Here is a 20943-nt window from a genome sequence, read left to right on the forward strand (position 1 = left end):
GCCATGCCCGGCGGATTTCCGGGGAACGACCGCCGGGCATGGCCCGGCGCTACCGGTTCCGCAGGGGCCGGGGCAGGGCGCTTTTGGTATGCTGGGCAACCGGCTGTGCCGGGCGCAAGACTCCCCCTCACTACACGATTCCCGCAGATCCATGAGCGAAGCTACCGATACCCCCCCCGTCGACGAAAACAAGTTGATCGCCGAGCGCCGTGAGAAACTCAAAGCGCTGCGTGGGCAGGGCATCGCGTACCCGAACGACTTCCGTCGCGAGGACTTCGCCGGCAGCCTGCAGGAAGAATTCGCCGATGCGGAACAGTGGACCGCCGAAACCCTGGAAGGCAACGGCCGCCAGGTGAAGATGGCCGGTCGCCTGATGGCCAAGCGGGTCATGGGCAAGGCCAGCTTCGCCCAGATCCAGGACGAGTCCGGCCGCATCCAGCTGTTCCTGCAGGGCAGCGTGCTGGGCGATGCCTATACCGCCTTCAAGGGCTGGGACGTGGGCGACATCATCGCCGTCGAAGGCGGCCTGACCCGTACCAAGACCGGCGAGCTGTCGGTCAAGGCCGAATCGATCCGCCTGCTGACCAAGTCGCTGCGCCCGCTGCCGGACAAGTGGCACGGCCTGGCCGACGTCGAGCAGCGCTACCGCCAGCGCTATGTCGACCTGATCGTGACCCCGGAGTCGCGCGCGGTCTTCATCAAGCGCTCGAAGATCATCCGTGCGATGCGTGCATGGCTGGACAACCGCGACTTCCTCGAAGTCGAGACGCCGATGATGCATTACATCCCCGGCGGCGCGGCGGCCAAGCCGTTCACCACCCACCACAACGCGCTGGACCTGGACCTGTACCTGCGCGTGGCGCCGGAGCTGTACCTCAAGCGCCTGACCGTCGGTGGCCTGGAGCGCGTCTACGAGATCAACCGCAACTTCCGCAACGAAGGCGTCAGCACCCGCCACAACCCGGAATTCACCATGATGGAACTGTACGAGGCGTATGCCACGTACAACGAGATCATGGACCTGACCGAAGGCGTGATCCGTGACGTGGCGCAGTCGGTGAACGGCTCCACCACGGTGGAGTGGGACGGCGCCAACATCGACCTGGGCCCGGCGTTCCGCCGCTGGCGCATGGACGAGGCGGTGCGCCACCACAACCCGGAAATCTCGGCGGCCGACTGCACCGACCGTGACGCGCTGCTGCGCCATTGCGAGCGCTTGAAGATCCGCGTCAAGCCGTCCTACGGCTGGGGCAAGCTGCTGCTGGAGATCTTCGAAGCCACCGTCGAGCACACCCTGATCCAGCCGACCTTCATCACCGACCACCCGGTGGAGGTCTCGCCGCTGGCCCGTGCCAACGACAATGATCCGGGCTACACCGACCGCTTCGAACTGTTCGTCAACGGCAAGGAACTGGCCAACGGCTTCTCAGAGCTGAACGACCCGGAAGACCAGGCCCAGCGCTTCCAGGCGCAGGTGGCGGCGAAGGAAGGCGGCGACGACGAGGCCATGCACTACGACGCCGACTACATCCGTGCGCTGGAGTACGGCATGGCACCGACCGGCGGCCTCGGCATCGGCGTCGATCGCCTGGTGATGCTGCTGACCGGCAGCAGCTCGATCCGCGACGTGCTGCTGTTCCCGTACATGCGTCCGGAGCAGTAACCGGCTTTTTCGGCGTCCGTTTGTGCGCGCCGTCGCGGTTTGAGACGGCGCCATTGACGCGTCCCGCACTCGGCGTATCGTTATTGCACAACCTTGACACCGGCTATGGCTTGATGGCGTCAGGGGAGGCCGCAATGTGGAGAATTCGCTTCACATTGTGACGACGATCATGAATCGGGGAGCTTGTGACGGGAGTCGAGCCGATGCAGGGTGCCAGCGTGCGCAGCGGCGGGGTATCCTCGCCCGCTGACCTTTCAGCATGGTCGAGAAAGCAGGCAGAGAACGCCTTGAACATCGTCATCGTCGACGACCAGACTTCCGCACGGACGATGCTTCGTCACGTCATCGAGGACATCGCGCCGGAACTGAGCGTGCATGACTTCGGCGATCCGTTGACCGCGCTGGCGTGGTGCGAATCGTATCCGGTCGACCTGCTGCTTCTCGATTACCGCATGCCGGAGATGGACGGGCTGGAATTCGCCCGCCGCTTCCGCCGGCTGCCCAAACACCGCGATATTCCGGTGATCCTGATCACCGTGGTCGGCGACGAGCCGATCCGCCAGGCGGCACTCGAAGCCGGCGTGATCGATTTCCTGGTCAAGCCGATCCGTCCGCGTGAGCTGCGCGCACGCTGCTACAACCTGTTGCAGCTGCGCCAGCAGACCGAGAACGTGAAGCAGCGCGCCCTGTCACTGGAGCAGCGGCTGCTGGCCAGCATGCATGAGGTGGAGGAGCGCGAGCGCGAAACGCTTTCACGGCTGGCACGTGCGATCGAGTTCCGTGATGCCGGCACCAGTGCCTACCTTGAACGGATGGCGCGCGTGGCTGGCCTGATCGCCGAGCAGCTGGGCCTGCCGGAAGACGACGTCAAGTTGATCGAAATGGCTGCGCCGCTGCATGACATGGGCAAAATCGCCATTCCCGATGCGGTGCTGCTCAAGCAGGGCAAGCTCAATGATGAGGAGCTGGCGATCATGCGCCGGCATCCGCGCATTGGCCACGAACTGCTCAGTGGCAGCCAGAACCGCTTCATCCAGGTCGGTGCATTGATCGCGCTGCGCCACCATGAGCGTTACGACGGCAGTGGTTATCCCGATGGCCTGGTCGGCGACGCGATTCCGCTGGAGGCACGCATCGTTGCCGTGGCCGACGTGTTCGATGCGCTGATCTCGCCGCGCCCCTACAAGGAAGCGTGGACGATGGAAGCCACCATGGCCTACCTGTATGCCCAGCGTGGGCGCCTGTTCGACCCGCGTTGCGTGGATGCATTGCTGCGTGGCCGCGAACAGCTGGAGCAGATCTGCGCCGAGCATTCCACAGCTTCGGCACGGCCGGGACTGGGCGAGTGAAACGCCTGCTGTCGAGATTGCGTCTTCGCCTGTCCCAGCGCCAGGACAGCGAGCATGGCCAACAGATCGTCCGCATCATCCTGATCAGTCTGATCCTGGCGTACGTACTGTTGCCTTCGGCGCGGCATGAGCTGCCGCACAGCCAGTATGTCGGTGTGCTGGCGATCGTGTTGACCGGCCTGAGCCTGTCGCTGCTGTTGTTCGGCTGGCTGTTGTGGCGACCGCAGCGCTCCGATCCCCGGCGCGTACTGGGCATGCTGGCCGATTACGGCCTGATCGCCGCCGGCATGATCCAGATGGGTGAGCCGCTGTCGTGGGTCTACATCGTGGTGATGTGGGTGACGGTGGGCAACGGCATGCGCTTCGGCAACCACTACCTGTATGTGGCCGTGGCGATGGCGATGGTCAGCTTCGGCAGCACCGCACTGTCCACGCCGTATTGGCAGCAGAATGCACGCCTGGCCATCGGCCTGTGGCTTGGCCTGGCGGCGGTTCCGCTGTATTTTTCCACGCTGCTGCGGCAGTTGACCGAAGCGATGGCCGAGGCGCGGCGCGCCAGCGAAGCCAAGAGTCGATTCCTGGCCAACATGAGCCACGAGTTTCGCACCCCACTCAATGGATTGAATGGCATGACAGAAGTGTTGGCGACCACGCGCCTGGATGACGAGCAGCGTGAGTGCGTGAGTACCATCCAGGCGTCATCGCGCAGCCTGCTGGCGCTGGTCGAGGAAGTGCTGGACATCTCGGCGATCGAGGCCGGCAAGCTGCGCGTCGTTGCCGAGGATTTCGTTATTTCCGAAGTGATCCAGGCCATCGGCCTGATCCTGTTGCCGCAGGCCAAGGCCAAGCGCCTGGACTATCGGGTGAAGGTGGCCGAGACCGTGCCGCCGACGCTGCGCGGCGATGTCGGGCATCTGCGGCAGATCCTGCTCAACCTGGCCGGCAATGCGGTCAAGTTCACCGACCACGGCCGGGTCGAGATCCGCGTCAGCGTTGTCCACGCAGACACCCAGGGCGGGGTGCGGCTGCGCTTCGACATTCTCGACACCGGCATTGGCGTCGCACCGGCGATGCGCCCGCGCTTGTTCGAGGCCTTCGAGCAGGCCGACGTCAGCATGGCCCGTCGCCATGAAGGTACAGGCTTGGGCACGACCATCGCCAAGGGGCTGGTCGAAGCGATGGACGGCGAGATCGGTTACCTGGACAACCCGCCGCAGGGCAGCCACTTCTGGGTGGAACTGCCGTTCGCGCCACCGCAGCCGGTGGTGCCGGGTGCGGTGCCGACCCTCGCTGCGGGCGGCGAAGCCGGTGCCGGCGGCAATGTCATCGCCTTTGCCGATCCGTTCCTGCGCCATCGCGCGCGCGTGCGCAGCATGCAGATCCTGGTCGCCGACGACCATGAGGCCAACCGCATGGTGCTGCAGCGGCTGCTGCAGAAGGCCGGGCACAAGGTGCTGTGCGTCGATGGTGGCGAGGCGGTGCTCGACGCACTGGCTGAAAGCGAGTTCGATGCGGCCATCGTCGATCTGCACATGCCGGGCATGAGTGGCCTGGACATGCTGAAGGAACTGCGGGTGATGCAGGCCGGTGGCGGCCCGCGCACGCCGGTGCTGGTGCTCAGCGCCGACGTTACTCCCGAAGCGATCCAGCGCTGTACCCAGGCCGGTGCACACGCGTTCCTGGCCAAGCCTGTAGTGGCCGTGCGCCTGCTGGATACCCTGGCCGAGATCGCCAACAACGCCCAGCTCAAGGCCAGTGCGCCGCCGATCGTGCGCACCGTCACCAACCTCGATGGCGTGCTTGATACCGGCGTGCTGGATGAACTGGCGTCGCTGGGAATGGGCGAGGGTTTCGAGCGTGAATTCATCCGCCAGTGCCTGGACGATGCCGAATCGTGCCTGCGCAAGGCCGAAGGCGACGGCGAAGCGGCCCGCTGGGGCGCTTTCCGCGAGCAGTCCCATGCGATCAAGGGCGTCGCCAGCAACCTGGGCCTGGTGCGCGCGTCCAACCGTGCCGGTGAGTTGATGCGGATGGCCGACTGGCAGCTCAAGGCCGAATGGCGGCAGCGTCTTGCGGTGCTGCAGGGGGCGATCAAGGAAGGCCGGCAGGCGCTCGATGCGCGCGCAGAGCGCAAGGCACGCGGCGTGGCCGACGACGGCGAGCGCTAGCGCTGGGTCCGTGCGGCAGGCTGCCGGGCGCTGCACGCCCCATAAAAAAAGCCCGGTGGCCAGCCGGGCTTGAACCCTGCGGGGGAGGGGAACGTATCAGGCCACATCCAGATTGGCGCGTCGGGTCTGCGCCTTGATCAAACGGTCCATGGTGCGCAGCGAACGGTCGCCCAGGGCCAGCGCCGAATCGACCCAGACCTTGGTGATTTCCAGCAGTTCGTCATAACTGACCGCCTGCGCCAGGTTGCGCGCGGCATTCATCGCCAGGTACGACTGTGGCAGGCGCTGCTGCTGGCGGATCATCTCTTCGACTGCACTGCGACCTTCACCTTTCCTGACCAGCACGTCGACCACGCCCATCGCGTGCATCTCCTCGGCGCTGTAGACACGGCCGTCGAGGATGATCTTCTCGGCCAGCTGCGGCGCCACCCGGCGGCACAGGAACGAGTAGGCGCCCATGCCCGGGAACAGGCCAAACAGCACTTCGGGCAGGCCCATGCCGCAGCCTTCTTCGGCCACGATGGTGTGGCAGGCCAGGGCCATTTCCAGGCCGCCACCCAGTGCATCGCCCTGGATCAGGGCGATCGAACGGACATCGCCGCCGAAGCCGGTGTGCAGATGGTGCACGCCCTCCACGCAGCGTTGCGCGTAGGTCAGCAGCAGGTCGCGGTTGCCTTCGCGGATCAGGCGGGTGAACAGGTCCAGGTCGCCGCCCAGGTTGTAGGCGGCGGCGTCGGAGGCCAGCACGAAATGGCGCAGCTGGCCGCTGTGGCGCTGCGCCGGGCCGCGGGTGATGGCGCTCATGTAGCTCCACATCTCGTCCAGCATGTCCTTGCGGCAGCAGGGACGCACGCCGGTGGAGGCGTCGGCGTGCATGAACAGCCAGTGGGCGGCGCCGTCGGCGCTGTCCTGGGTGCGGATGGTGGCATAGGGCGAGCCGCTGCTGGGCAGCTTTTCGATGGTACTCATGGAAGGGTCCTCGGCGGTGCGGCCCGCAGATCAAGGTGGTGGCCGGCGGGCCGAACGGTCCACTCACGCGGCGATGCTACACCGGCCCCGGGCCCGCGCACGCGAAAAGGCCCGGGTCGTTGCCGACCCGGGCCTGAGTGCGTTCAACTTTCCGCAAACCCTTACGGGGCGGGCGTATCGCGGAGTTCGCGACGCAGGATCTTGCCGACGTTGGTCTTCGGCAGCTCTTTTCGGAATTCAACGATTCTGGGGTGCTTGTAGCCGGTCAGGTTGGCCCGGGCGTGTTCCTTGACCATCTCGGCGGTCAGGTTCGGGTCCTTCTTGACGATGACCACCTTGACCACCTCGCCGGACTTCTCGTCCGGTACGCCCACTGCGGCCACTTCCAGCACGCCCGGCATCATCGCGATCACGTCTTCGACTTCATTCGGGTACACGTTGAAGCCGGACACCAGGATCATGTCCTTCTTGCGGTCGACGATGTAGAAGAAGCCGTGCTCGTCCATCTTCGCCATGTCGCCGGTGTGCAGCCAGTCGTCGGCGTCGATGGCCTTGGCGGTTTCCTCGGGGCGCTGCCAGTAGCCCTTCATCACCTGCGGGCCGCGGATGCACAGTTCGCCCACTTCACCCAGCGCCAGGATGTTGCCGTTGTCGTCCTTGATGCAGGCATCGGTGGACGGAATCGGCAGGCCGATCGAGCCGTTGTACTCGGCAAGGGTAAGCGGGTTGATGCAGGCCGCCGGCGAGGTCTCGGTCAGGCCGTAGGCCTCGACCAGGGTGACGCCGGTGGTCTTCTTCCAGCGCTCGGCGACCGCACGCTGCACGGCCATGCCGCCGCCCAGGGTCACCTTCAGCGAGGAGAAGTCGACGGTGTCGAAGCCGGGGGTGTTGAGCAGGCCGTTGAACAGCGTGTTGACGCCGGTGATCGCGGTGAAGCGCACCGACTTGAGCTCCTTGACGAAGCCCTTCATGTCACGCGGGTTGGTGATGAGGTGGTTGCAGCCACCGAACTTCATGAAGACCAGGCCGTTCGCCGTCAACGCGAAGATGTGGTACAGCGGCAGGGCGGTGATGATCCATTCCTTGCCCATCTCGATGCCCGATGCGCTGATCCAGGCCGAGGCCTGCTGCATGTTGGCGATCAGGTTGCGGTTGGTCAGCATCGCGCCCTTGGCCACACCGGTGGTGCCGCCGGTGTACTGCAGGAACGCCACGTCGTCGTGGTCGATCTCGACCTTCGGCAGCGTGTGGCGGCTGCCCAGCTTGAGCGCCTGTTTGAAGCGCACCGCGCCCTTCAGATGGTAGTTGGGCACCATCTTCTTGATGTACTTGAGCACGAAGTTGACGATCACGCCCTTGGTGCCGAGCAGGTCGCCCAGGCCGGTGGTGACCACATGCTTGACCGGCGTATCGGCGATGACCTGTTCGACGGTGTCGCCGAAGTTGTCCACCACCACGATCGCGGCAACCCCGGCGTCGACCAGCTGATGCTTCAGCTCGCGCGCGGTGTACAGCGGGTTGACGTTGACCACGGTCAGGCCGGCACGCAGCACGCCGAAGGTGGCCACCGGGTACTGCAGGCAGTTGGGCATCATCAGGGCGACGCGGTCGCCCTTCTTGAGCTTCAGCTCGCCCAGCAGGTAAGCGGCGAACTGCTCGACCAGGGCATCGGTCTCACCGTAGGTGAGGGTCTTGCCGAAACTGGAGTAGGCCGGTCGGTCGCGGTACTTCGCGACGGACGCGTCGAAGACCGAAACTACCGAATGGAACTCGTTGACGTCGATTTCGGCGGGAACGCCTTTCGGATAGCTCTGCAGCCAGGGACGATCCAGACTCATATTCCCCCTCCAGGAATCGTAATGATGGGTGCGGCGCGGACAGTATCCGCCAGAACCGCTCTCCGCAGCATACCGTCCCGTAGGGAAAACGCGAAGAGGCGTGCCGCGTAGTGGCTGGATGCGTCAGAAGACGCCGGGCATGGCCCGGCGCTACCGAAGGGGCAGAGGCAGCGCCGGGCCATGCCCGGCGGAGCAGCCGTGTCAGCCGCGGCTGCGCACCGGAGCGCCGTTGGCCTTGTAGTACGGCGCAGTGCTGCGCGGCAGCGGGGTGCGGCCACGGATCACATCGGCCAGCTTCTCGGCGATCATGATGGTCGGCGCGTTGAGGTTGCCGGTGACCACCTGCGGCATGATCGAGGCATCGACGATGCGCAGGGCTTCCAGGCCGTGCACGCGACCCTGGCCGTCGACCACCGCCATGGGATCATCGGCGTGACCCATCTTGTTCGAGCACGACGGGTGGTAGGCGGTCTCGGCATGCTCGCGCACGAACGCATCGATCTGCGCGTCGGTCTGCAGCGCGCTGCCCGGCGAGATCTCGCGGCCACTGTACGGTGCCAGCGCCGGCTGCGCGAAGATCTCGCGGGTGATCCGGATCGCCGAACGGAACTCGCGCCAGTCCTGGTCGTGCGACATGTAGTTGAACAGGATGCTGGGATCTTCGCGCGGGTCCTTCGAGCGCACGTGGATGCGGCCACGGCTCGGCGAGCGCATCGAACCGACATGCATCTGGAAGCTGTGCGCCTTGATCGGGTTGGAGCCGTTGTAATTGATCGCCACCGGCAGGAAGTGATACTGCAGGTTGGGCCAGTCGAATTCGGCATCGCTGCGGATGAAACCGCCAGCTTCGAACTGGTTGCTGGCGCCGATGCCGGTGCCCAGGAACAGCCATTCGGCGCCGATCGCCGGCTGGTTGTACAGCTTCAGTGCCGGGGCCAGCGAGACCGGCTTCTTGCACTCGTACTGCAGGTACATTTCCAGATGATCCTGCAGGTTGGCGCCGACGCCGGGCAGGTGGTGCACCAGGTCGATGTCGAGGCTGCGCAGCAGGTCGGCCGGGCCGACGCCGGAGCGCTGCAGGATCTGCGGCGAGGCGATGGCGCCGCCGCACAGCAGCACTTCGCGGCGGGCGGTGGCGCGCTGCGGCTGGTCGTTGTGCAGCCACTGCACGCCCACGGCGCGCTTGCCCGAGAACAGGATGCGGTCGGTCAGCGCGTGGGTGACGATGGTCAGGTTCGGGCGCGGCTTGGCCAGGTCCAGGTAGCCACGGGCGGTGCTGGAGCGACGGCCCTTCGGGGTGACCGTGCGGTCCATCGGACCGAAGCCTTCCTGCTGGTAGCCGTTGAGATCGTCGGTGCGCGGGTACCCGGCCTGCACGCCGGCCTCGACCATCGCTGCGAACAGCTCGTTGTTGCCGGCCTTGGGCGTGGTGACGCGCAGCGGGCCGTCACCGCCGTGGTAGTCATTGGCGCCGATGTCGCGGGTTTCGGCCTTGCGGAAATACGGCAGGCAGTCCAGGTAGGTCCAGTCTTCCAGGCCCGGCATGCCGGCCCAGTTGTCGTAGTCCATCGCGTTGCCGCGGATGTAGCACATGCCGTTGATCAGCGACGAACCGCCCAGGCCCTTGCCACGACCGCAATCCATCCGGCGGTTGTTCATGAAGGGCTCGGGATCGGTCTTGTACGCCCAGTTGTAGCGCTTGCCCTGCAGCGGGAAGGCCAGTGCGGCGGGCATCTGGGTACGGAAGTCGAGCCGGTAGTCCGGGCCACCGGCTTCCAGCAGCAGCACGCTGACATCGGCATCTTCGGTGAGGCGGGTGGCCAGCACGTTGCCGGCCGAACCGGCGCCGATGATGATGTAGTCGTACTCGTTATGGGTGCTCATGGTTGCTCTCCTGCAGGCCGGGCGCACTGCGTGCAGGCGTCCCGGCGGAATGTCGGATCGGCGCGGTGGCCGGACGATGGGCGGTGCTCGGGGGCGCGCCGGTCAGAACACGCTGGCGTAGTCGCCCAGTTCGACCTGCACCGACTTGATGCGGGTGTAGTGGCCGAGGGTGGAGATGCCGTTCTCGCGGCCGACACCGGACTGCTTGTAGCCACCGACCGGCATTTCCGCCGGCGACTCGCCCCAGGTGTTGATCCAGCAGATGCCGGCTTCCAGGCGATGGATGATGCGATGTGCGCGGCTGATGTCCTTGCTGACCACGCCTGCGGCCAGGCCGAAGGTGGTGTCGTTGGCACGACGCACCACTTCGTCCTCGTCGTCGTAGGCGAGGATGCTCATCACCGGCCCGAAGATTTCTTCCCGGACAATGGTCATGTCATCGCGGCAGTCGGAGAACACCGTCGGCAGCACATAGGCGCCCTCGGCCAGGGCGCCGTCGGTGGCGCGACCGCCGCCGGTCAGCAGGCGCGCGCCTTCGCTCTTGCCGCTTTCGATGAAGCGCAGCACGTTGTCCATGTGCGGGAAGCTGGTCAGCGGGCCGAAGTTGGTCTCGGCGGCCATCGGGTCGCCGATGCGGATGCGCTTGACGCGCTCGACCACGGCGGCTTCGAACGCGGCCAGCATGCTGCGCGGCACGAACACGCGGGTGCCGTTGGTGCAGACCTGGCCGGAGCTGAAGAAGTTGGCCATCACCGCGATGTCGGCGGCGCGGTTCAGATCAGCGTCGTCACAGATCACCAGCGGTGACTTGCCGCCCAGTTCCATGGTCACTTCCTTCAGCGACGACGAGGCGGCGCTGGCCATCACCTTCTTGCCGGTGGCGACGCCGCCGGTGAAGGAGATCTTCTCGATCACCGGGTGTTCGGTCAGCCAGTTGCCAATCTCGCGGCCGGGGCCCTGCACGACGTTGAACACGCCGTCCGGCACGCCGGCTTCGGTGTAGATCTCGGCCAGCTTGATCGCGGTCAGCGGGGTCACTTCGGACGGCTTGAACACCATCGCATTGCCGGCGGCCAGGGCCGGGGCCGACTTCCACATGGCGATCTGGATCGGGTAGTTCCAGGCGCCGATGCCGGCGACCACGCCCAGCGGCTCGCGCCGGGTATAGAAGAAGCTCGATTCGCGCAGCGGCAGCTGGATGCCTTCGATGGCCGTGGCCAGGCCGGCGTAGTACTCCAGCACGTCGGCACCGGTGACGATGTCCACCGTGGTGGTTTCGGCCAGCGCCTTGCCGGTATCCAGGGTTTCCAGATGGGCCAGCTCGTCATTGCGCTCGCGCAGGATCTCGACGGCGCGGCGCAGGATGCGCGAGCGCTCCATCGCGGTCATCGCTGCCCACACCTTCTGGCCTTCGCTCGCGCTTTCAACCGCGCGCTCGACATCGGCCTGGCTGGCGATCTGCACGTCGGCCAGCACCTGGCCAGTGGCCGGGTTGATGGTCTGGAAGGTCTTGCCACTGGTGGCATCGATGCGGCGGCCGTGGATGTAGAGCTGTTGCACGGGCAGGGTGGTCATCGGCTTGCTCCTGGAAGGGGTGGGGCGGGTTGCTGGCGCGCTCAGGGCGCGTTGGCCTGCAATTGGAAATCGATGTAGCCGTAGGCGATGCGGCGTGCCTTGTCGGCGTTGAAGTCACCGCCGACCAGGCTGCCGCGCAGCCACAGGCCGTCGATCATCGCGGCCAGTCCGCGTGCGGACAGGCGTGCCTGTGCATGCGGCAACTGGCGGTTGAACTGGTGGCAGAGGTTGGAGAACAGTCGCTGGTCGTTGGCACGCTGCAGCCGGGTCAGTTCCGGCTGGTGCATGCTCGCGGCCCAGAACGTCAGCCATACACGCATGGCGGTCCCGTTGGTCTGGCTGTCGTCGAAGTTGCCATCGACGATGGCGCGAAGCTGTGAACGTGCGTCGTCGGCGGCCGCGTCGCGATAGCGGGCGACGGCGGCCTTCAGCTCGCGCAGGATCTGCCGCATCGCGGCATTGAGCAGGCCGTCCTTGTCGCCGAAGTAGTGGGCGACGATGCCGCTGGACAGGCCGGCCTTCCTGGCGATGGTAGCGACGGTGGCATCGGCCATGCCGATCTCGTCGATGGTCTGGAAAGTGGCCCGGATCAGCTGCTCGCGGCGGACCGGTTCCACGCCTTTCTTCGGCATTGTCTCTCCACGGATTGCGACCCGGGATGCCGGGCTGGTGAAGATCATACTTTTTATTGATTGAACGTTCAATCAATAAACCCTACGATGCCGGTCGCGCCCCCACGCCATGGGCCCGGTTTCCGGTCCGGCCCCGCCCATGTGCCCCCCTGGACTGATGAGACGACCCCATGTCTTCCCTGGCTCATCCCAAGCGCTCGCCCCTGCGCTTGAACCGTTTCGTGTTCTTCAGTTCGTCGGTCTCCATCGGCATCCTCGGTGCGTTGACCGTGTTCTTCCCGCAGGCCAGCGAGCACTGGCTGCAATGGGCGCAGGCCGAGGTCTCGGCGGCGTTCGGCTGGTGGTACATGCTGTTGATCGTGGCCTGCCTGGGCTTCGTGCTGTGGCTGGCGTTCTCGCCGTATGGGCGCATCCGCCTGGGCCATAACGAGGAATCGCCCGCCTTCGGCTACGTGGCCTGGGTGTCGATGCTGTTCTCGGCCGGCATCGGCATCGCGCTGCTGTACTACGGCGCCTACGAGCCGCTGGACCATTTCCTCAACCCGCCTGGGCAGCCCGGCGGCACCGTCGCGGCCGGACGCGAAGCAATGGTGCTGACCTTCCTGCACTGGGGGCTGCACGGCTGGGCGTTGTACGCCCTGGTCGGCGTGGCGCTGGGCTACTTCGCCTACCGCCGCAACCTGCCGCTGGCGCTGCGTTCGGCGCTGTACCCGATCTTCGGCGAGCGCATCCATGGCCGCATCGGTGACATGGTCGATGGCTTCGGCATCCTGGCGACGCTGATCTCGATGGTCACCAACCTCGGCATCGGTGCGCTGGTGGTGCAGTCCGGCCTGGTCTACCTGTTCCACATCCCGGATACACCGCAGGTGCTGGTGGCGATCGTGCTGGTGATGATGGTCGTGGCCACCATCGGCGTCGTTGCCGGTGTGGAGAAGGGCATCGCCTGGCTGTCCAACCTCAACGTGCGGCTGCTGTGCCTGCTGCTGCTGTTCGTGCTGGTAACCGGGCCGACCCTGCATCTGTTCGACGGCTTGGTGCAGAACACCGGCGACTACCTGGGCGCGTTCGTGCGCAAGAGCTTCGACATGTACCTCAATGACCCGAAGGGACGTGAGTGGATGGGCTCGTGGACGCTGTTCTACTGGGCCTGGTGGATTGCCTGGGCACCGTTCGTGGGCCTGTTCGTGGCGCGCATCTCGCGCGGCCGCACCATCCGCGAAGTGATCATGGGCGTGCTGCTGATCCCGCTGGGTTTCACCCTGGCGTGGCTGTCGATCTTCGGCAACACCGCCATCGACCTGGTGCTGAACCATGGTCAGGCGGTGCTGGGCGAAGTGGCCCAGCATGATGCGGCGATGACGCTGTTCAAGCTGCTGGAGTACCTGCCTGCAGCGCCGTACATCGCCGGTGCGGCGGTGGTGATCGGTTTCGTGTTGTTCCTGACCCCGGTTGATTCGGGCACGCTGATGATCGCCAACCTGTGCACCCGGCGTGTCGATGATGGCGTGGAGGACGGGCATGACGCGCCGATCTGGCTCCGCGTGTTCTGGGCGGCGGGCATCACCGTGGCCAGCGTCGGCCTGCTGCTGGCCGGCAACTTCAGCGCGATGCAGACGGCGGTGGTGCTGTGCGGCCTGCCGTTCTCGTTCATCCTGGCGTTCTACATGTGGGGCCTGTTGAAGGCGCTGCGTACCGACCCGGATGCGCCGCGCCGGTAGGTAGCGCCGGGCCATGCCCGGCGAGCGCCAAACAAAAGGGCCGGATCTGTGAGGATCCGGCCCTTCTTCTTGTAGAGCCGAGCCCATGCTCGGCTGATGCTGTGGCGATGCAGCCGAGCGCAGGCTCGGCTCTACCGCTGATGCGTTACTTGCTGGCGAGCTGGCGCAGCACGTACTGCAGCAGGCCGCCGTGGCGGAAGTACTCCACTTCCTTCGGGGTCAGCAGCATCACCGACACTTCGAAGGTCTTCTTCGTGCCATCGGCCTTGGTCGCGGTGACCGTGGCGCGCTTGCTGGCACCATCCTCCAGGCCGGTGACATCGATCACTTCCGAACCGTCCAGGCCCAGCGACTGTGCGTTTTCACCGTTGCGGAACTGCAGCGGCAGCACGCCCATGCCGACCAGGTTGGAGCGGTGGATGCGCTCGAAGCTCTCGGCGATGACCGCCTTCACGCCCAGCAGCAGGGTGCCCTTGGCGGCCCAGTCACGCGACGAACCGGTGCCGTACTCCTTGCCGGCCAGCACCACCAGCGGCACCTTGTCGGCCTTGTACTTCATCGCCGCGTCGTAGATCGCCAGCTTTTCCGGCTGGCCACCGTTGGCCGGGTAGTACAGGGTGTTGCCGCCTTCTTCGCCACCGAACATCAGGTTCTTGATGCGGATGTTGGCGAAGGTGCCGCGGACCATCACGTCATCGTTGCCGCGGCGGCTGCCGTAGCTGTTGAAGTCGGCCGGCTGCACGCCGCGCTCCTGCAGGAAGCGGCCTGCCGGCGAATCCTTCTTGATGTTGCCGGCCGGGGAGATGTGGTCGGTGGTGATCGAATCGCCGAACAGGCCCATCACGCGCGCGCCGTGCACGTCGTCGATGGTGCCGACCTGCATGGTCATGCCATCGAAGTACGGCGGGTTCTTGATGTAGGTGGACGCATCGCTCCACGCGTACAGATCACCGTCCGGCGAGGCGATGGTGTTCCAGCGGGTATCGCCCTTGAACACGTCGGCGTAGTTCTGCTTGAACATCTCCGGGCCGACGGTAGCGGCGATGACGTCGCCGATTTCCTTGTTGCTCGGCCAGATGTCGCGCAGGTACACCGGCTGGCCATCGCTGCCGGTGCCCAGCGGTTCGCTGGTCAGGTCGATGTCGGTGGTACCGGCGATGGCGTAGGCCACCACCAGCGGCGGGCTGGCCAGGTAGTTCATCTTCACTTCGGGGTGCACGCGGCCCTCGAAGTTGCGGTTGCCCGACAGCACCGAGGTCACCACCAGGTCGCCACTGGCGATGCCGGCACTGACTTCGGTCGGCAGCGGGCCGGAATTGCCGATGCAGGTGGTGCAGCCATAGCCGACCACATAGAAGCCGATCTTCTCCAGCTCGGTGAGTACACCGGCCTTTTCCAGATAGTCGGTGACCACGCGCGAGCCTGGGCCGAGCGAGGTCTTGACCCACGGCTTGCGGTCCAGGCCCCTGGCGGCCGCGTTGCGGGCCAGCAGGCCGGCGCCGATCATCACCGCCGGGTTGGAGGTGTTGGTACACGAGGTGATGGCGGCGATGACCACTGCGCCATCCTTCAGCCGCACTTTCCTGCCGTCCATCTCGATGTCGGCGTAGCCCTTGGCCAACTGCTCGTTGCCCACTGCGGCGCCGCCACCTTCGTTGACGAAGGTGGACACATCCTCGCTTCGCTTGTCACGGTTGGCGGTCATGCCGACCAGGGCGTCGCGGTAGTTCTTCTGCACGTCTTCCAGCAGCACGCGGTCCTGCGGGCGCTTGGGGCCGGCCAGCGAGGGCTTGACCGTGCCCATGTCCAGTTCCAGCGTGGTGCTGTACTGCGCATGCGGGCTGTTGGCGTCGTGCCACAGGCCCTGCGCCTTGGCATAGGCTTCGACCAGGGCGATCTGCTCTTCGCTGCGGCCGGACAGGCGCAGGTAGGTCAGCGATTCGTTGTCGATCGGGAAGATGCCGCAGGTGGCGCCGTATTCCGGGGCCATGTTGCCGATGGTGGCGCGGTCGGCCAGCGGCAGGTGCTGCAGGCCGTCGCCGTAGAACTCGACGAACTTGCCGACCACGCCGAGCTTGCGCAGCATCTGGGTGACGGTCAGCACCAGGTCGGTGGCGGTGGCGCCTTCGGGCAGCTTGCCGGTCAGCTTGAAGCCGACCACCTGCGGAATCAGCATCGACGAGGGCTGGCCAAGCATGGCCGCCTCTGCCTCGATGCCGCCCACGCCCCAGCCGAGCACGCCGATGCCGTTGATCATCGTGGTGTGGCTGTCGGTGCCGAACACGGTATCGGGGTAGGCGATGGCCTTGCCGTCCTTGTCCGCGGTCATCACCACGCGAGCCAGGTTTTCCAGGTTGACCTGGTGGACGATGCCGGTGTTGGGCGGCACCACCTTGAAGTTGTCGAAGGCCTTCTGGCCCCAGCGCAGGAAGCCGTAGCGTTCCTGGTTGCGCTGGAATTCGATCTTGCCGTTGAGGTCCAGTGCGTCGGGCTTGCCGAACACGTCCACCTGCACCGAGTGGTCGATGACCAGTTCGGAGGGGATCAGCGGATTGATCTGTTCCGGGCGACCGCCGAGCTTGACCACCGCATCGCGCATCGCGGCCAGGTCAACCACGCAGGGCACGCCGGTGAAGTCCTGCAGCACCACGCGTGCGGGCATGAAGGCGATTTCGGTGTCGGGCTCGGCGCTGGGCTGCCAGCGGGCGACGGCCTCGATGTGATCCTTGCCGACGGTGACGCCGCCATCCTCGTGCCGGAGCAGATTCTCCAGCAGGATCTTCATCGAGTAGGGCAGGTGGGAGATGTCGAAGCGCTGGCCCAGCGTGGGCAGGCTGAAGTAGTCGTAGGTCTTGCCGCCGACGTCCAGCTGGCTGCGGGTGGAGAACGAATCGCTCATGCGGGATGACTCCTCTTGCGGATGGCTTGCAGTGGCCCGCATGGGCGGGCCTGCTTGCGTTTGCCGGTGGCACTCCGGCCCCGGATCGTGCCCAGTATCGGCGATCCGGCGCCCGGCAATGACCCGGCAGGCTTGGAACGCAAGGTTACAGCGATGTGTGTAGCCTTCGTGTCAGCGTACGCATCGTTTTTCGCCGGCCCGCACGCAGACGGGGCGCTCATGGGCGCCCCGTCCGGGTATGCATCTGCTGCAGGGCTTACTTGCCGTTGGCGGCATCGAGCAGCGGGTTGCCGGTCTTGGCGCCACCGGTGCCGTTGCTCTTGGACTTGGCGGTCAGCACGCCGGCCTTGTTGAATTCGAAGACGGTCGATTCGTTGATGTTCTTGCCGAAGCTCTTGATCTTGGTGAAGTCGTAGTACCAGACCTGGGTGTCGCCCAGCTGCTCGCGGCGATTGGGTGCACCAAAGGCCTCGCTGACCTGCTTCTGGGTGGTCTTGCCGATCTCCGCTGCATCCATCTGCGCCGGGGTGATCTCGGTGCCGGTGACGTAGGCACCGAACGGGTTGAAGGCGTGGGCCGCCGGGACCGACAGGGTCAACGGGGCAGCCAGCATCAGGGCAAGGGTGAGAGCGCGCATGAAACTTCCTTATTTATGGGGCGGATAGGTGCGGTAGGAACGCCGGGGCGTCCAGCCGGGGCGCAGCTGGGCTGCCGAAGGAGTCTAACCCCCGGATGCGACTGACGCGGGATGAAGGTCACATATCGGCTGGGTTTGTCCCGGATGCGACGGGTATGTATAATTCATACATACTTTTTGAGACGTACCCCATGGAAGCCACCGTTGCTGAACGCGGACAGATCACCCTGCCCAAGGCAGTGCGTGATGCGCTGGGCCTGACCAAGGGCACCTTGTTGAAGGTAGAGCTGGAAGGCAGCCGGATCATCCTGCGCAAGAGCGTGGACGATGCGATCTCGCGCGCCCGCGGCAAGTTCTCGCTGGACGGCTTCGAATCGGCCGACGCGGCCGTGCGCGATCTGCGCGACGAGGAGTAAGCGGTGATGATCGCCGTCGATTCACCGGTGCTGGTCGAACTGCTCAGCAATGGCCCGCAGGCCGATGCGGTGGAAGCCTGCCTGCGGCAGAGCCTGGTCGGCGGCCGCGTGGTGGTCTGCGGCGCCACCCTGGCCGAGATCTGCGCTGCCCTGCGCGGCGGTGCCGAGGTACTGGAAGCGCTGGAGGAAATGGGCGTGCACTTCAACGCGCTTGAGGCCAAATCGGCCCTGCGCGCCGGTGAAATGCATCGCCGCCATCGCCAGCGCGGCAGCGGCCCGCGCCGTGGCCTGGACGAATTCATGATCGGTGCCCACGCCCTGCTGCAGTGCGATGGCCTGATCACCTGGAACGACACGTTTTATCGCGACTACTTCAAGGGCCTGAAGCTGATCGTGCCGCAAGCCTGAGCCCACTTTTTATTCACCTCACGCATTACCCGGGAGTTGTCATGTTGGAAGCCTACCGCCACCACGTCGCCGAGCGCGCTGCGCTTGGCATCCCGCCCCTGCCGCTGACCGCGCAGCAGACGGCCGATGTCATCGAACTGCTGAAGAACCCGCCGCAGGGCGAGGCCGAGTTCCTGCTCGACCTGCTGACCCACCGCGTGCCGGCCGGCGTCGATGACGCTGCCAAGGTCAAGGCCTCGTACCTGGCCGCGATCGCACTGGGCAGCGAGCAGAACCCGCTGATCAGCCGCGAGCGCGCCACCGAACTGCTGGGCACCATGCTGGGCGGTTACAACGTCGCGCCGCTGGTGCAGCTGCTGGACGATGCCAGCGTCGGCGCCATCGCTGCCGATGCTCTGAAGAAGACCCTGCTGGTGTTCGACGCCTTCCACGACGTGCAGGAAAAGGCCAAGGCCGGCAACGCCAACGCCCAGTCCGTGCTGCAGAGCTGGGCCGATGCCGAGTGGTTCACCAGCAACCCGGAAGTGCCGCAGAGCCTGACCGTCACCGTGTTCAAGGTGCCGGGTGAGACCAACACCGACGACCTGTCGCCGGCACCGGACGCGACCACCCGCCCTGACATTCCGATGCACGCCCTGGCGATGCTGAAGAACAAGCGCGACGATGCGCCGTTCACCCCGGAAGAAGACGGCAAGCGCGGCCCGATCCAGCAGATCCTCGACCTGAAGGACAAGGGTCACCTGGTCGCCTATGTCGGCGACGTGGTCGGTACCGGTTCCTCGCGCAAGTCGGCCACCAACAGTGTGCTGTGGTGGACCGGCGATGACATTCCGTACATCCCGAACAAGCGCGCCGGTGGCGTCTGCCTGGGTTCGAAGATCGCCCCGATCTTCTACAACACCATGGAAGATGCCGGCGCGTTGCCGATCGAGCTGGACGTGTCGAAGATGGAGCACGGCGATGTGGTCGAGCTGCGTCCGTACGAAGGCAAGGCGCTGAAGAACGGCGAAGTGATCGCCGAGTTCCAGGTCAAGTCCGACGTGCTGTTCGACGAAGTGCGGGCCGGTGGCCGCATTCCGCTGATCATCGGCCGTGGCCTGACCGGCAAGGCGCGCGAAGCGCTGGGCCTGGCCCCGACCGACCTGTTCCGCCTGCCGGTGCAGCCGGCCGACACCGGCAAGGGCTTCTCGCTGGCACAGAAGATGGTCGGCCGCGCCTGTGGCCTGGCTGAAGGGCAGGGCATGCGCCCGGGTACCTACTGCGAACCGAAGATGACCTCGGTGGGCTCGCAGGACACCACCGGCCCGATGACCCGTGACGAGCTGAAGGACCTGGCCTGCCTGGGCTTCTCGGCCGACCTGGTGATGCAGTCGTTCTGCCACACCGCGGCCTACCCGAAGCCGGTGGACGTCAAGACCCACCACACCCTGCCGGAATTCATCTCCACCCGTGGCGGCATCTCGCTGCGTCCGGGCGACGGCGTGATCCACAGCTGGCTCAACCGCATGCTGCTGCCGGATACCGTCGGCACCGGCGGCGACTCGCACACCCGTTTCCCGGTGGGCATTTCGTTCCCGGCCGGTTCGGGCCTGGTCGCCTTCGCCGCTGCCACCGGCGTCATGCCGCTGGACATGCCGGAGTCGGTGCTGGTGCGCTTCAAGGGCAAGATGCAGCCGGGCGTGACCCTGCGTGACCTGGTCAACGCGATCCCGCTGTACGCGATCAAGTCGGGCCTGCTGACCGTGGCCAAGGCTGGCAAGAAGAACATCTTCTCCGGCCGCATCCTGGAAATCGAAGGCCTGCCGGAGCTGAAGGTCGAACAGGCGTTCGAACTGTCCGATGCCTCGGCCGAACGTTCGGCCGCCGGCTGCTCGGTGCGCCTGAACAAGGAACCGATCATCGAGTACCTGACCAGCAACATCACCCTGCTGAAGTGGATGATTGCCGAGGGTTACCAGGATCCGCGTTCGCTGCAGCGTCGTATCGAGAAGATGGAAGCGTGGCTGGCCAACCCGGAGCTGCTGGAGCCGGATGCCGACGCCGAGTACGCCGCCGTCATCGAGATCGACCTGGCCGACATCCACGAGCCGATCGTGGCCTGCCCGAACGACCCGGACGACGTGAAGACCCTGTCCGAAGTCGCGGGTGCGAAGATCGACGAAGTGTTCATCGGTTCGTGCATGACCAACATCGGTCACTTCCGCGCGGCTGCCAAGCTGCTGGAAGGCAAGCGCGACCTGCCGACCCGCCTGTGGGTGGCCCCGCCGACCAAGATGGATGCGTCCGAGCTGACCAAGGAAGGCGTGTACGGCACCTTCGGCGCCACCGGCGCACGCATGGAAATGCCGGGCTGCTCGCTGTGCATGGGCAACCAGGCACAGATCCGCGAAGGCTCCACCGCGATGTCGACCTCGACCCGCAACTTCCCGAACCGTCTGGGCCGCAACACCAACGTGTACCTGGGTTCGGCGGAACTGGCCGCGATCTGCTCGCGTCTGGGCCGCATTCCGACCAAGGAAGAGTACATGGCCGATGTGGGCGTGATCGCCGCCAGCGGCGCGGAGATCTACCGCTACATGAACTTCGACCAGATCGAGGAATACCAGGACGTGGCCAACACGGTCGCTGCCTGAGGGAAGTGCCGGCCGCTGGCCGGCATCCAGCTGAAACGAAGAGCCCCCGGTGAACGCCGGGGGTTTTTTGTTGTGCGGATGATGCCTGGTAGTGCCGGCCGCTTGCCGGCACACGCGCGAGGTCAAGAGCGTTGCCGGCCAGCGGCCGGCA

General features: G+C 65.7%; 14 protein-coding genes. 7 read left to right on the forward strand and 7 right to left on the reverse strand.

Annotated features, from left to right (window positions below; translation table 11 throughout):
- The first annotated feature begins 151 nt into the window (after nt 1-151).
- The 3 genes from lysS to ACFX4F_RS20205 all read left to right on the forward strand — a co-directional run bounded on the left by lysS (nt 152) and on the right by ACFX4F_RS20205 (nt 5180).
- Nucleotides 152-1663 carry a lysine--tRNA ligase gene (gene lysS / locus ACFX4F_RS20195; RefSeq protein ID WP_100465258.1) on the forward strand — a complete coding sequence of 504 codons (1512 nt, stop codon included), beginning with the start codon at nt 152-154 and terminating at the stop codon, nt 1661-1663.
- 203 nt (nt 1664-1866) lie between these two features.
- Nucleotides 1867-3012 (forward strand): HD domain-containing phosphohydrolase, encoded by a 1146-nt coding sequence (locus tag ACFX4F_RS20200; protein ID WP_380658112.1) that lies wholly within the window; start codon nt 1867-1869, stop codon nt 3010-3012.
- Complete coding sequence (locus ACFX4F_RS20205) at nt 3009-5180, forward strand: response regulator (RefSeq protein ID WP_380658114.1); 2172 nt, start codon at nt 3009-3011, stop codon at nt 5178-5180. Before ACFX4F_RS20200 ends, ACFX4F_RS20205 begins: the two co-directional genes overlap by 4 nt.
- A gap of 96 nt (nt 5181-5276) precedes the next feature.
- On the opposite strand, the gene ACFX4F_RS20210 is transcribed toward ACFX4F_RS20205, so the two are convergent.
- The 5 genes from ACFX4F_RS20210 to betI all read right to left on the reverse strand — a co-directional run bounded on the left by ACFX4F_RS20210 (nt 5277) and on the right by betI (nt 12078).
- Complete coding sequence (locus ACFX4F_RS20210) at nt 5277-6149, reverse strand: crotonase/enoyl-CoA hydratase family protein (RefSeq protein ID WP_099818362.1); 873 nt, start codon at nt 6147-6149, stop codon at nt 5277-5279.
- Nucleotides 6150-6310: 161 nt separating this feature from the next.
- Nucleotides 6311-7987, reverse strand: a complete 1677-nt coding sequence (locus ACFX4F_RS20215; RefSeq protein ID WP_089240952.1) for a long-chain fatty acid--CoA ligase — start codon at nt 7985-7987, stop codon at nt 6311-6313.
- Between the two features lie 201 nt (nt 7988-8188).
- On the reverse strand, nt 8189-9871 hold the full coding sequence (gene betA / locus ACFX4F_RS20220) for a choline dehydrogenase (RefSeq protein ID WP_380658117.1): 1683 nt from the start codon (nt 9869-9871) through the stop codon (nt 8189-8191).
- A gap of 102 nt (nt 9872-9973) precedes the next feature.
- A complete protein-coding gene (betB, locus tag ACFX4F_RS20225) occupies nt 9974-11446 on the reverse strand; it encodes a betaine-aldehyde dehydrogenase (protein WP_380658119.1) in 1473 nt (490 codons plus the stop codon).
- Between the two features lie 41 nt (nt 11447-11487).
- The gene (gene betI, locus ACFX4F_RS20230; protein ID WP_380658121.1) at nt 11488-12078 is read right to left on the reverse strand and encodes a transcriptional regulator BetI; all 591 of its coding nucleotides are present in this window, start codon (nt 12076-12078) and stop codon (nt 11488-11490) included.
- Nucleotides 12079-12248: 170 nt separating this feature from the next.
- Between betI and ACFX4F_RS20235 the strand changes: the two genes are divergently transcribed.
- The gene (locus tag ACFX4F_RS20235; RefSeq protein ID WP_251475236.1) at nt 12249-13799 is read left to right on the forward strand and encodes a BCCT family transporter; all 1551 of its coding nucleotides are present in this window, start codon (nt 12249-12251) and stop codon (nt 13797-13799) included.
- A 145-nt stretch (nt 13800-13944) separates the two neighbouring features.
- Here ACFX4F_RS20235 and acnA read toward each other — a convergent pair whose 3' ends face one another.
- Together acnA and bamE are read right to left on the reverse strand one after the other, a co-directional pair.
- Complete coding sequence (gene acnA, locus ACFX4F_RS20240) at nt 13945-16698, reverse strand: aconitate hydratase AcnA (protein WP_380658123.1); 2754 nt, start codon at nt 16696-16698, stop codon at nt 13945-13947.
- Nucleotides 16699-16954: 256 nt separating this feature from the next.
- Nucleotides 16955-17335 (reverse strand): outer membrane protein assembly factor BamE, encoded by a 381-nt coding sequence (bamE, locus tag ACFX4F_RS20245; RefSeq protein ID WP_089240964.1) that lies wholly within the window; start codon nt 17333-17335, stop codon nt 16955-16957.
- Between the two features lie 191 nt (nt 17336-17526).
- Between bamE and ACFX4F_RS20250 the strand changes: the two genes are divergently transcribed.
- The 3 genes from ACFX4F_RS20250 to acnB are packed head-to-tail and all read left to right on the forward strand — an operon-like array spanning nt 17527 to nt 20792.
- Nucleotides 17527-17751, forward strand: coding sequence for an AbrB/MazE/SpoVT family DNA-binding domain-containing protein (locus ACFX4F_RS20250; protein ID WP_025878955.1), 225 nt, complete (start codon nt 17527-17529; stop codon nt 17749-17751).
- A gap of 6 nt (nt 17752-17757) precedes the next feature.
- On the forward strand, nt 17758-18159 hold the full coding sequence (locus ACFX4F_RS20255; protein WP_265955620.1) for a type II toxin-antitoxin system VapC family toxin: 402 nt from the start codon (nt 17758-17760) through the stop codon (nt 18157-18159).
- 41 nt (nt 18160-18200) lie between these two features.
- A complete protein-coding gene (gene acnB, locus ACFX4F_RS20260; RefSeq protein WP_100465271.1) occupies nt 18201-20792 on the forward strand; it encodes a bifunctional aconitate hydratase 2/2-methylisocitrate dehydratase in 2592 nt (863 codons plus the stop codon).
- Nucleotides 20793-20943 lie beyond the last annotated feature (151 nt).

This window comes from Stenotrophomonas sp. YIM B13575 (assembly GCF_042787595.1).
Classification (GTDB): Bacteria; Pseudomonadota; Gammaproteobacteria; order Xanthomonadales; family Xanthomonadaceae; genus Stenotrophomonas; species Stenotrophomonas lactitubi_B.